Here is an 11,534-nt window from a genome sequence, read left to right as displayed (position 1 = left end):
CCTGCGGCCGGACTGTCCCCCAAGACGGTTCGGCCGCCATTTCCGGCAGTCGCGGGGCGCCGCGGGTCATTTTCCGATGCAGAAGCTCGCGAAGATCTTGCCGAGCACCGCCTCGGGATCGATCCGCCCGGTGATCCGGTCGAGCGCCCGGGCCGCCAGGCGCACGTCCTCGGCCGCGAGCTCGAGGGAGTCCTCTTCCGCCAGCGCCTGTCTCAGCCGGTCTGCGGCCTCGGTGAGCAGCTCCTGGTGCCGGAGACGCGTGGCGGCGGGCGGCTCCGCGCCGCTCAGCGCCTCCACCACCTTCTCGGCAAGGGTCGTGATCAGCCAGGCGAGATCGCTGGGCCCCTTGGCCGTGACCTCGGCGGAGGACAGCTCAAGCCGCTTCGCCTGCTGCGCCGCCCACGCTCCGGCCGGGCCACTCGGCTGGTCCCGCTTGGTGATGAGGCAGATGTCGCCGGGCCGCAGCTCCATCGGGACGCCGGGCGTGACGTCGGTCGAGCCGTCCACCAGCCAGAGCCTGAGATCGGCCGCTGCGGCCCACGCCCGCGCCCGGCGCACGCCCTCGGCCTCGATCTCGTCGCCGGTCTCCCGCAGGCCGGCGGTGTCGGCCAGCAGCGCCTTGTAGCCGGCCAGCACGACGGGGACCTCGATGATGTCGCGCGTGGTCCCGGGCGTCGCGGTGACGATGGCGGCGTCCCGCCCGGCGAGCGCGTTGAGCAGGGTGCTCTTGCCGGCGTTGGGCGCGCCGATCAGGGCGATGCGGAACCCCTCGCGGACGCGCTCGCCGCGCTCGGCGTCGGCTGCGGCCGCGTCCAGCTCCGCCACCAGCCCCTCGAGGATCGGGCGGGCGCGGGCCGCGACATTCTCCGGCAGCTCCTCATCGGGAAAGTCGACGGCCGCCTCGAACATCGCCAGGGCCTCGGTCAGGGCCTCGCGCCAGCGCGCCTGGACCTGCGAGAGCCGGCCCCCCAACTGCTCCAGCGCCTGGCGGCGTTGCTGCTCGGTCTCCGCATCCACGAGATCGGCGACGCCCTCCGCCTGGGCGAGGTCCAGCTTGCCGTTCTCGAAGGCCCGGCGGGTGAACTCGCCGGGATCGGCCAGCCGCAGGCCGAGCGCCGCCAGACCGTCCACGACGGCGGCCACCACGGCCTGGCCCCCATGCACATGGAACTCGGCGGAATCCTCGCCGGTGTAGCTGGCCGGACCGGGGAACCACAGCACCAGGCCATGGTCGATCTCCACGCCGGCCGCGTCGTAGAGCCGGCGCAGGCTGGCGCGCCGCGGCTCCGGCAGGTCGCCGGCGAAGGTGCGCACCGCCACGTCGGTGCGGGGCCCGGTCACCCGCACAACCGCCACCGCCGCCCGGCCCGCCGCGGTGGCCGGGGCGAAGATGGTGTCCGTCATGCCTTTGGCTTGGCGCCGCCCATGCCGGCTTCCATCATCTTGCGGAACTGCTCCTGCGCGCCGCTGCCGAAGGCCATCCAGTTCTTCATGAACTCCTCGGGCGAGAGCAGGGAGATGTTGGCGTCGATGCGCTTGGTCATCTCGCCGACCAGGTGGTCGTTGAGGCCGCTCACGTCCGGCAGGCCCAGGAAGCGGCGGGCCTCCTCCGGCGTGCAGTCCACCTCGATCGTCATCTTCATGGCCGGGCCCTTCTGATCAGGCGAAAGTTATGGCCCCGCGGCGGGGGTGCGCGCTAGTAGCGCAGGGACCGGCTGCACGGAAATCGGAGAGCGCCATGGGCGAACGCATCACCATCACGACCGGAGACGGCTCCTTCGAGGCCTATGTGGCCAGACCGGACCGGTCCCCCGCCCCCGCCGTCGTGGTGATCCAGGAGATCTTCGGCGTGAACCAGGTGATGCGAGACATCACCGACGGCCTGGCGGGCCAGGGCTATCTCGCCGTCTGCCCCGACCTCTTCTGGCGCATCGAGCCCGGAATCGACATCACCGACCAGTCGGACGCCGAGTGGAAGCGGGCCTTCGAACTCTTCAACGCGTTCGACGTCGACGCCGGGATGAAGGACATCCAGGCGACCATCGACGCGGTGCGCGGCCGCCCCGACTGCACCGGCAAGGTGGGGGCGGTGGGCTTCTGCCTGGGCGGGCTGCTGGCCTTCCTCACCGCAGCCCGCACCGACGCGGACGCCAGCGTCGCCTACTACGGCGTCGGCCTCGAGAACCGCACCGGCGAGGCCTCGAAGATCACCCGGCCGCTGATGCTGCACATCGCCGAGGAGGACCAGTTCGTGCCCAGGGAGGCGCAGGCGGCGATCCGCCAGGCGCTGGGCGGGCATCCGCAGGTGCAGATCCACACCTATCCGGGTCGCGACCACGCCTTCGCCCGCATGGGCGGGGCGCACTACCACGAAGGCGACGCCCGCACGGCGGGCGAACGCTCCCTGGCGTTCTTCAAGGCGAACCTGGGCTGATGCGCGCGATCCGTTTCGAACAGACCGGCGGGCCGGAGGTTCTCCAGCTCGTCGAGGTCGACACCCCCGCCCCCGGGCCCGGCCAGATCCTGGTCCGCCACGAGGCCATCGGCGTCAACTTCATCGACACCTACCACCGCACGGGCCTCTACCCGGTGAAGCTGCCGTCCGGCCTGGGCGGCGAGGCGGCCGGCGTGGTGGAGGCGGTGGGCGAAGGCGTCACCCGCTTCCAGGTGGGCGACCTCGCCGCCTACGCCGGCGGCGTCATGGGCGCCTACGCGGACTATGCCGTGCTGCCGGCCGCGCGGGCGGTGAAGCCGCCGCCGGGCGTCGACGCGCGGCTCGCCGCGGCCGCCCTGCTGAAGGGCATGACCGCCGAGTTCCTGCTGCGGCGCTGCTACCCGCTGCAGGCCGGCCAGACCGCGCTGATCCATGCGGCGGCCGGCGGCGTGGGCCAGATCCTGGTGCAGTGGGCCAAGGCCATCGGGGCGGAGGTGATCGCCACCGTCGGCTCGGTGGACAAGGCGGAGCGGGCCCGGTCGCTCGGCGCCGACCACGTCATCCTCTACCGGGACCAGGACGTGGCCGCGGAGGTCAAGCGGATCACCGGCGGTCGCGGCGTGCCGGTGGCCTACGACTCGGTGGGCAGGGCCACCTTCGAGGGCACTCTGGCCAGCCTGGCGCGGCGCGGCATGTTCGTCAGCTTCGGCAACGCCTCGGGCCCGGCCCCGCCGGTCGATCCGCCGCGGCTGGCCCGGGGCGGCTCCCTGTTCTTCACCCGGCCGACCCTGTTCGACTACATCGTCACCACCGAGGAGCTGGACGACAGCGCCGGCGCGCTGTTCAGGATGATCTCGACCGGCCAAGTGACGGTGGAGATCGGCCAAACCTTCCCGCTCGCCGACGCCCGCCGGGCCCACGAGGCCCTGGAGGGGCGGTCGACCATCGGGGCGAGCCTGCTGATCCCCTAGGCCGAGGCGGTGGCGGGGGTTCAGGCCGGCGCGAGCCCCCGCACGGTGCGCCTTGAATGGCGGCGCCTAACGCGTGAGACACGGTAGTGTTTCACGTGAAACACCGAAAATCCGCCTATACTGAATTCACAGAGAAAAACCGCGAGACCGGTGGGCCCCAGGCCCTACCGGAAGGATTACCGGGGCGGTCTGGTCCTGCGGAAGCTGTTCAGCGGCCTACTTAGCGCGCTAATTTTTCGCCTGAGAGGCGAGCCTTCCCACAGGCTCCACCGGAGCGGTAGCCGCACCACTTCCCCTCGGTAAGGCCGCCGCCCGCGCCGACCTGGGAGCCCCCGCGCTCCGTCTGCGCGGCAATGTTTCACGTGAAACAACGCCGTTCGACGTTACTGATGAAACAAAGAAAAGCCGGCCGCCCTGCTGAGGAGGACGGCCGGCCCTCTGTACTGCCAGCAAACGCCAGGCGTCAGGTGTTCATCGACTGGAAGAAGTCGTCGTTGGTCTTCGACTGGCGGAGCTTGTCCAGCAGGAACTCGATGGCGTCCTGAGCGCCCATCGGGTTGAGGATCCGCCGCAGGATATAGGTCTTCTGCAGGTTTTCCTTGGGCGTGATCAGCTCTTCCTTCCGGGTGCCGGACTTGAGCACGTCGATGGCCGGATAGATCCGCTTGTCCGCCACCTTCCGGTCGAGCACGATCTCCGAGTTACCGGTGCCCTTGAACTCTTCGAAGATGACTTCGTCCATCCGGCTACCGGTGTCGATCAGGGCCGTGGCGATGATCGTCAGCGAGCCGCCCTCCTCGATGTTCCGCGCCGCGCCGAAGAAGCGCTTGGGGCGCTGCAGGGCGTTGGCGTCGACACCGCCGGTCAGCACCTTGCCCGACGACGGGACCACGGTGTTGTAGGCGCGGCCGAGGCGGGTGACGGAGTCCAGCAGGATGACGACGTCTCGCTTGTGCTCCACCAGGCGCTTGGCCTTCTCGATGACCATCTCGGCCACCTGCACGTGGCGCGTCGCCGGCTCGTCGAAGGTCGAGGAGATCACCTCGCCCTTCACCGTGCGCTGCATGTCGGTGACTTCCTCGGGCCGCTCATCGATCAGCAGCACGATGAGATAGCACTCGGGGTGGTTGGTCTCGATCGACTTGGCGATGTTCTGCAGCATCACCGTCTTGCCGACGCGCGGCGGGGCGGTGATCAGGCAGCGCTGGCCCTTGCCGAGCGGGGCGACGATGTCGATGACCCGGCCGGAGCGGTCCTTCACGGTCGGGTCCGGCAGCTCCATGATCAGCCGCTCGTCGGGATAGAGCGGCGTCAGGTTGTCGAACAGCACCTTGTGCCGGACGTTCTCCGGCGGCTCGAAGTTGATCTGGTCGACCTTGACCAGGGCGAAATAGCGCTCGCCCTCGCGCGGGGCGCGGATGCCGCCGTCCACGGAGTCGCCGGTGCGCAGGCCGAACTTCCGGATCTGCGAGGGGCTCACATAGATGTCGTCGGGACCCGGGAGATAGTTGGCCTCGGGGCTGCGCAGGAAGCCGAAGCCGTCCTGGACGACCTCCAGGGTGCCGGACCCGGAGATCTCCACGCCTTCCTCGGCGAGGGTCTTCAGGATGCCGAACATCATGTCCTGCTTGCGCATGGAGTTCGCGTTCTCGATCTCCAGCGTCTCCGCGAGCGCCAGGAGGTCGGCGGGCGACTTGTCCTTCAGCTCCTGCAGGCTCATGCGGGTGAGCCCCATGGCCGCGATGGCGGCGGCCAGTTCGGAGGACTCGTCGGCGTCGTCGCCGGCCTCGGCCGCCGCATCGTCCGCCGGCGTCTCGGCCACGGTGGGCTCCAGCACGTCTTCAGGGGTCTCGGTGTTGGTGTCGTCTTGCATAGGTCTACTCGTGTGCGTCCGCGGCCGGACGGACCCCGGGCGCGGGCTTGGAAGCGATGTGGGCGCGGCCAGAAGACAGGCGGCGCGCCGGATGGGTTTTCGTCTCGGGAGCCGGCCGGGCGATGCGCACGCGGCCGGAGATAAGGCGGGGCGCGCCGGGAGCCCCGACGCGTAGGCGATCGGAACCACGAACACGGGTCCCGGTCAAGCGGAGCCGGGGTCGCGGCCCCTCGCCTCCGCCTATGTGGGATCAGCGGGCGCCGAATTCCAGGGTCACGGCCAGGACGGCGACAACGGCGACCAGGAAGGGGATCTCGTTGGTGGCCCGCCAGAACTTCGCCGACTTCGGCCGTTCGCCGGCGGCCAGCTTCTTGCGCGCGCCGGAGAGGAAGCCGTGCCAGCCGGAGAGGAAGATGACCAGGGCGAGCTTCACGAGGATCCACGGCTGCAGCAGGAAGTCCCAGCCGCGCTGCAGGGCGAAGATGTGGAAGTAGAGCAGCCCCAGGCCCAGCAGCCAGGTGATGCTCATCGCCGGATTGATGATGATCCGCAGGAGCTTCCGCTCCCAGACCTGGAAGTGGGCGTCGAACTCGCTGCCGGGGGGCGCGGTCTCGGTGTGGTAGGCGTAGAGCCGGGGCAGGTAGAGCATGCCGGCCATCCAGGCGATGACCGCGATGATGTGCAGTCCGCGCAGCAGATCGTACCAGTTCATCCCGCCTCCCCTCGCCTGCAGGCGCAGGCCGCCAGGCCCGCCGGGCACATCCACGGCCCCTCGGGGGCCACCCCGTCCTTCCCTAGAGCGTCGAGCACGGCCTTGGCCAGCGTCCCGATGAAGCCCTCCCGGACCCCGGGCGTGGGCGCGCGCAGATAGGGCAGCGCCAACGCCTCCCGGGCGAGCTCGTGATATTCGTGGTCCAGCTCGACCAGCGTCTCCACATGCTCGGACACGAAGGCGATGGGCGAGATCAGCACGCCCTTCCCCTCGGCGCCTGCGCGGCGGATCTCGTCGTCGGTGGCCGGGCCTAGCCATTTCAGCGGCCCCACCCGGCTCTGGTAGCAGACGTTCCAGTCCGCCAGCTCCGGCAGGCGGGCGGCGACCGCGGCGGCTGTGGCCTCGACCTGCGCCTGGTAGGGGTCGCCGGCGTCCACCACCTTCTGCGGCAGGCCGTGGGCCGAGAACAACAACCTGACATTGCTGGGCTTTCCGGCCGTCTCCCAGGTCTGCCGGATAGCCTCGGCATGGGCCTCGATCAGGCCCGGCGCATTGGGATAGCAGCACACGGTGCGGGTGCGGCCGGGACCCCTGTAGGCGCGCTCCCAGTCCTTCACCGAGCTCGCGGTGGTGGTGGTGGAGTACTGCGGATAGAGCGGCAGGAGCACGATCTCGTCGGGGGCGAAGGCCGCCACCTCGCGCGCCGTCTCGGCGGCGAAGGGCTTCCAGTAGCGCATGGCGATGAAGACCCGGGCCTCGACGCCCTGCCCGGCCAGCCTGGCCTCCAGCGCCGCGGCCTGGGCCTCGGTCTCGGGCAGCAGCGGCGAGCGGCCGCCCATGATCGCGTAGTTGGCCTGGGCGGTCTTCTCGCGGGTGCGCGAGATCAGGGTGGCGAGCGGATAGCGGGCGATCGCCGGCAGGCCGATGATCGCCGGGTCCCGGAACAGGTTGAACAGGAACGGCCGCACCGCGTCCGGCCCGTCGGGCCCACCGAGGTTGAAGAGGACGACGGCGACCTTCACGCGCTTCTCCGCCACCCCGTCACGCGCTCGACCACGCGGGCGATGTGGGGGATCGGGGTGTCGGGCATGATCCCGTGGCCGAGGTTGAAAATCCACGGCCCCTGCCCCCACTGCTCGAGCAGCTGGTCGACGCGGGCGTCCAGCACCGGACCGCCGGCCCGCAGCAGCAGGTTGTCGAGCGCGCCCTGGATGGTCTTGCCCTGGGCCTGCAGGGTCCGGCCGAGCTGGGCGGTGGCCTGGGTGTCGAGCGCCACGCCCTCCACCGGCACGGCCTCGGCGTAGTTGTAGACCTGGGCGCCGGCCCCGCGCGGGAAGCCGATGAACGGCACGTCGACGCCGGCCGCCCTCACCTTCTCCACGATGGCGGCGTGCGGCCGCACCACGATGCGCTCGAACACGTCCTCGGAAAGCCCTTCCGCCCAGCTTTCGAACAGCTTCAGCGCCTGGGCGCCCGAGCGGGCCTGCATGACCAGGTAGCGGGCGGTCGACTCCACCAGGACGTCCAGCAGGGCGTCGAGGGTCTCGGGGTTCTCGTAGGCGAAGGTCCGCGCCGCCTCGCGGTTCGAGCCGCGCCCCTCGATCATGTAGGTGGCCACCGTCCACGGCCCGCCGGCGAAGCCGATCAGCGCCCGGTCGGGCTCGAGCTCGGCCCGCACCCGGCTGAGCGTCTCCCCGATCTCGGACAGCCGGCCGGTGGAGGCTTCGATCTGATCGCGCAGGGCCTCGACGGGCGGCAGCTCGCCGAGCCTGGGTCCCTCGCCCGCCTCGAACCACACCTCCTGCCCAAGCGCCCGGGGGATCAGCAGGATGTCGGCGAAGACGATCGCGGCGTCGAGCGGGAAGCGGCGCATGGGCTGCAGCGTCGCCTCGGCGGCCATCTCGGGGTTGTGGCAGAAGGCGATGAAGTCCTTCGCCCGGGTGCGCAGCTCCCGGTACTCGGGCAGCGAGCGGCCGGCCTGGCGCATGAACCAGATCGGCGGCCGCTCCAGCGTCTCGCCGGCCAGCGCGCGGAGGAGCCGGGGCGTCTCGGGCAGGACGTTCTGGACGGTGCTCATGGGGGCCTTAAAGCCCGTAGGCCTTCCAGGCTCAAGCCCGGGCGATCCGCTCACGTCCCGTCTGCCCTCCTTCAATCCTTAAGAATCTTAAAAAGGATTGGGGAAGAAGGAGGTTGGGCCTGTCGAGGACGTGGACAACTCGACGGCGCCTGCGACACCTCCCACCTTGTCCCCAGACCATGCACGCCCGCCGGCCCGGTTCTCCCGCCCCTGTGGATAGCGGGGACGGCCGCCTAACCGGCCCTGGGCCCTTAAGATTTCATTAACTTCCAGGCGGACGGACCGGGTCCGACCGGCGGCCATACCGGCCCTGTCGACATGCGGGCCGGTTTTGGGGCCGCCGATCCGGGCCTGTTGGTTAAGGAGGCGTAAACGGCCCGATCCATACAGCTGCTCCACCGGTCCCCGGCGGCCGTCCCAGATCCACGCGATCTATCCCCATCCGCGCCGGGGTTCGCTAAGAGGGGGTCCACAGATTACGTCCCCAGGTATCTTTTGACGCAGGCCGCGACCTTGCCCAGCACCGCCCAGACCCGCCTGGCCACCTACTTCCACGTCCATCTCGTGTCGGACTCGACCGGGGAGACGCTGAACGCCATGGCGCGGGCCGTCTGCGCCCGCTTCGACAACGTCCTGCCGATCGAGCACATCTACGCCCTGGTGCGTTCGCAGCGGCAGCTCGACCGCGCGCTGGGCGACATCGAGGAGGCGCCGGGCGTCGTCATCCACACCATCGTCGACCCGAACCTGCGCAGCATCCTGGAGGAGGGCTGCCGGCGACTGGACATGCCGTGCATCGCCGCCCTCGACCCGCTGGTCAGCGCCATGAGCCGCTATCTGGGCGCCTCCACCACCTCGAAGATCGGCGCCCACCTGCGGCTCGACAATGACTACTTCAACCGCATGGACGCCCTGAACTACGCCATCGGCCACGACGACGGCCAGGGCGGCCAGGACCTCGACCAGGCCGACGTCGTCCTGGTGGGCGTGTCGCGAACGTCCAAGACGCCGACCTGCATCTATCTCGCCCATCGCGGCGTGCGGGCGGCCAACGTGCCCCTGGTGCCGGGCCGGCCCCTGCCCGAGCGGCTGTTCCAGCTGAAGAGCGCGCTCGTCGTCGGCCTGACCATCGCGCCGGACCGGCTGATCCAGATCCGGCGCAACCGGCTGCTGTCGCTCAAGGAGAACCGGGAGAGCAGCTACATCGACACCGACACGGTGCGCGACGAGATCGTCCAGGCGCGCCGGCTCTACGAGCGGCAAGGCTGGCCCGTGATCGACGTCACCCGCCGCTCGGTGGAGGAGACGGCCGCCGCCGTGCTCAACCTGCTGCACGGCGGGCACGGCCAGGTGGAGGTGCTCGGCTGATGGCCAAGGTTGTGCTGGCGTCGAAGAGCGCCGCCCGGCGCGCGGTGCTGGAAGGCGCGGGCGTGCCGTTCGAGACGGCGGTGGCCGGCGTCGACGAGGACGCGGTGAAGGCCTCCCTGCTGGCCGGGGGCGCCACGCCCCGCGACGTGGCCGATGCGCTCGCCGAGCTGAAGGCGATCCGCATCTCCCGCGCCCGCCCGGACTTCGTGGTCGGCGCCGACCAGACCCTGGAGTTTGAGGGTAAGCTCTACGACAAGGCAGGCACGCTCGAGGAGGCGCGGGAGCGCCTGAGGGCGCTGCGCGGCAAGGCCCACAAGCTGCATTCCGCCGTGGTCGTCGCCAAGGACGGGTCGCCGATCTGGCGCGAGGTGGTCACCGCCAGGCTCACCATGCGCGACTTCTCCGACGCCTTCCTCGAGGACTACCTGGCCCTGGAGGGCGACGAAGCCCTGGGCTCGGTCGGCTGCTACCGCCTGGAAGGTCCCGGCGCGCAGCTGTTCTCCCGCATCGAGGGCGACTACTTCGCCATCCTCGGCCTGCCGCTGCTGGGGCTGCTCGACCTTCTCCGCCAGCATCGGGTGCTCGCCACATGAGCCGGACGATCACGGGGCGAACGGTGGTGGCCGGCGTCGCCGGCAATCCCGTCGACCATTCCCTGAGCCCGCTGATCCACAACGCCTGGCTGGAGGCGGCCGGGATCGACGGGGTCTATGTGGCGTTCGCCCCGGGGGCGGACCGCTTCGACCGGTTCGTGGAAGGGATGCGCGGCGGGGCGGTGCGCGGCGTCAACGTCACCATCCCCTTCAAGGAGGTGGCGCTCTCCATGGCCGACGAGGCGAGCGCCCGCGCGCGCGGCGCGGCGGCGGCCAACCTCTTGATCTTCGAGCGCGACGGCACGGTGGTGGCCGACAACACCGACGGGGTGGGGCTGATCGCGGCCCTGAAAGCCCAGGCGCCGGGGTTCGATCCGGCCGCCGGACCGATCGCCATCCTGGGGGCCGGCGGCGCGGCGCGCGGCGCAGCCTCGGCCCTGCTGACCGCCGGCTGCCCGCAGGTGCGGATCGTCAATCGGACCCTCGCCAAGGCGGAAGCCGTGGCGGGCGCGCTGCAGGGTTCGGTGGTCGCCTGCCCGCTGGCCGCCGCGGCCAAGGCCTTCGACGGCGTCACCGCCGTGATCAACGCCACCTCGGCCGGGCTTTCCGGCACCGAGAGCCTCGACGTCCCGCTCGACGCCACGCCGGCCACGGCGGTGGTCATGGACATGGTCTACAAGCCGCTCCTCACGCCTTTCCTCGCCGAGGCCCGGAGGCTCGGGCGCCCCACCGTGGACGGGCTGGAGATGCTGGTGCGTCAGGCCGTCCCGTCGTTCGAGGCTTTCTTCGGACGGGCCCCGCCCACCGAGGTCGACGTGCGCGCCGTGGCGCTCAAGGCGCTGGAGGCCTGACCATGCTGCTGATCGGGCTGACGGGATCCATCGGCATGGGCAAGTCGACGACCGCGGCCATGTTCCGCGAGGCGGGCGTGCCGGTCTACGACGCCGACGCCGCCGTGCACGACCTCTACGACGAGGGCGGCGCGGCCGTGGGGCCGGTGGGCGAGGCCTTCCCCGGCGTGGTGAAGGACGGGAAGGTGGACCGCGAGGCGCTGCGCCAGCGCGTGCTGGGCCAGCCGGAGGCGCTCAAGCGGCTGAACGCCATCGTCCACCCGCTGGTCGGCAAGGACCGGATCGGTTTCTTCGACCAGGCGAAGGCGGACGGCGCCGACATGGTCGTGCTCGATATCCCGCTGCTGTTCGAGACCGGCGGGCACCTGAACATGGACGCGGTCGTGGTGGTCACCGCTCCGCCGGAGATGCAGCGCGAGCGCGTGCTCGCCCGCCCCGGCATGACGCCCGAGCGGCTGGACGCCATCCTCGCCCAGCAGATGGCCGACGCCGAGAAGCGGGCCCGCGCCCACTTCGTGGTCGACACCAGCCGGGGCCTCGAGGCGGCCCGCGCGCAGGTGGAGGAGATCATCACCGTGATGCGCGATCCCCAGAAACGTCCGGCCCGCGACCGATCGCCGGGTTGAGCGATGGCCCCGACGCAGGGCATTAGAAG

Annotated in this window: 12 protein-coding genes; 6 read left to right on the top strand and 6 right to left on the bottom strand. The window is 70.8% G+C overall.

Annotated features, from left to right (window positions below; genetic code table 11):
• Positions 1-66 precede the first annotated feature (66 nt).
• On the bottom strand, positions 67-1,404 hold the full coding sequence (mnmE, locus tag VM685_RS06785) for a tRNA uridine-5-carboxymethylaminomethyl(34) synthesis GTPase MnmE (RefSeq protein ID WP_325459359.1): 1,338 nt from the start codon (positions 1,402-1,404) through the stop codon (positions 67-69).
• Positions 1,401-1,643 (bottom strand): DUF6489 family protein, encoded by a 243-nt coding sequence (locus tag VM685_RS06780; protein WP_325459358.1) that lies wholly within the window; start codon positions 1,641-1,643, stop codon positions 1,401-1,403. Before VM685_RS06780 ends, mnmE begins: the two co-directional genes overlap by 4 nt.
• 95 nt (positions 1,644-1,738) lie before the next feature.
• Between VM685_RS06780 and VM685_RS06775 the strand changes: the two genes are divergently transcribed.
• Together VM685_RS06775 and VM685_RS06770 are read left to right on the top strand one after the other, a co-directional pair.
• Entirely contained in the window at positions 1,739-2,434 is a 696-nt protein-coding gene (locus VM685_RS06775; protein ID WP_325459357.1) for a dienelactone hydrolase family protein, read from the top strand.
• A complete protein-coding gene (locus VM685_RS06770) occupies positions 2,434-3,405 on the top strand; it encodes a quinone oxidoreductase (protein WP_325459356.1) in 972 nt (323 codons plus the stop codon). The genes VM685_RS06775 and VM685_RS06770 overlap by 1 nt, the downstream gene beginning before the upstream one ends.
• Before the next feature lie 463 nt (positions 3,406-3,868).
• Here VM685_RS06770 and rho read toward each other — a convergent pair whose 3' ends face one another.
• The 4 genes from rho to hemE form a co-directional block, all read right to left on the bottom strand.
• Positions 3,869-5,278 carry a transcription termination factor Rho gene (rho, locus tag VM685_RS06765; RefSeq protein WP_325459355.1) on the bottom strand — a complete coding sequence of 470 codons (1,410 nt, stop codon included), beginning with the start codon at positions 5,276-5,278 and terminating at the stop codon, positions 3,869-3,871.
• A 250-nt stretch (positions 5,279-5,528) separates the two neighbouring features.
• Positions 5,529-5,990: a CopD family protein gene (locus VM685_RS06760; RefSeq protein ID WP_325459354.1), complete on the bottom strand. Its 462-nt coding sequence runs from the start codon at positions 5,988-5,990 to the stop codon at positions 5,529-5,531.
• The gene (gene hemH, locus VM685_RS06755) at positions 5,987-7,012 is read right to left on the bottom strand and encodes a ferrochelatase (RefSeq protein WP_325459353.1); all 1,026 of its coding nucleotides are present in this window, start codon (positions 7,010-7,012) and stop codon (positions 5,987-5,989) included. The genes VM685_RS06760 and hemH overlap by 4 nt, the downstream gene beginning before the upstream one ends.
• Positions 7,009-8,067 (bottom strand): uroporphyrinogen decarboxylase, encoded by a 1,059-nt coding sequence (hemE, locus tag VM685_RS06750; RefSeq protein ID WP_325459352.1) that lies wholly within the window; start codon positions 8,065-8,067, stop codon positions 7,009-7,011. The genes hemH and hemE overlap by 4 nt, the downstream gene beginning before the upstream one ends.
• A gap of 513 nt (positions 8,068-8,580) precedes the next feature.
• Here hemE and VM685_RS06745 point away from each other — a divergent pair.
• From VM685_RS06745 to coaE, 4 genes are read left to right on the top strand one after another with little or no spacing between them, the layout of a single operon-like run.
• Complete coding sequence (locus VM685_RS06745) at positions 8,581-9,435, top strand: pyruvate, water dikinase regulatory protein (RefSeq protein ID WP_325459351.1); 855 nt, start codon at positions 8,581-8,583, stop codon at positions 9,433-9,435.
• Positions 9,435-10,028, top strand: a complete 594-nt coding sequence (locus VM685_RS06740; RefSeq protein WP_325459350.1) for a Maf family protein — start codon at positions 9,435-9,437, stop codon at positions 10,026-10,028. The genes VM685_RS06745 and VM685_RS06740 overlap by 1 nt, the downstream gene beginning before the upstream one ends.
• Entirely contained in the window at positions 10,025-10,879 is an 855-nt protein-coding gene (aroE, locus tag VM685_RS06735) for a shikimate dehydrogenase (RefSeq protein ID WP_325459349.1), read from the top strand. The genes VM685_RS06740 and aroE overlap by 4 nt, the downstream gene beginning before the upstream one ends.
• A gap of 2 nt (positions 10,880-10,881) precedes the next feature.
• Positions 10,882-11,505 carry a dephospho-CoA kinase gene (gene coaE / locus VM685_RS06730; protein ID WP_325459348.1) on the top strand — a complete coding sequence of 208 codons (624 nt, stop codon included), beginning with the start codon at positions 10,882-10,884 and terminating at the stop codon, positions 11,503-11,505.
• Positions 11,506-11,534: the final 29 nt, after the last annotated feature.

This window comes from Phenylobacterium sp., assembly GCF_035539035.1.
Lineage (GTDB): Bacteria > Pseudomonadota > Alphaproteobacteria > Caulobacterales > Caulobacteraceae > Phenylobacterium.
This window is presented reverse-complemented; position numbering and strand designations above follow the sequence as displayed.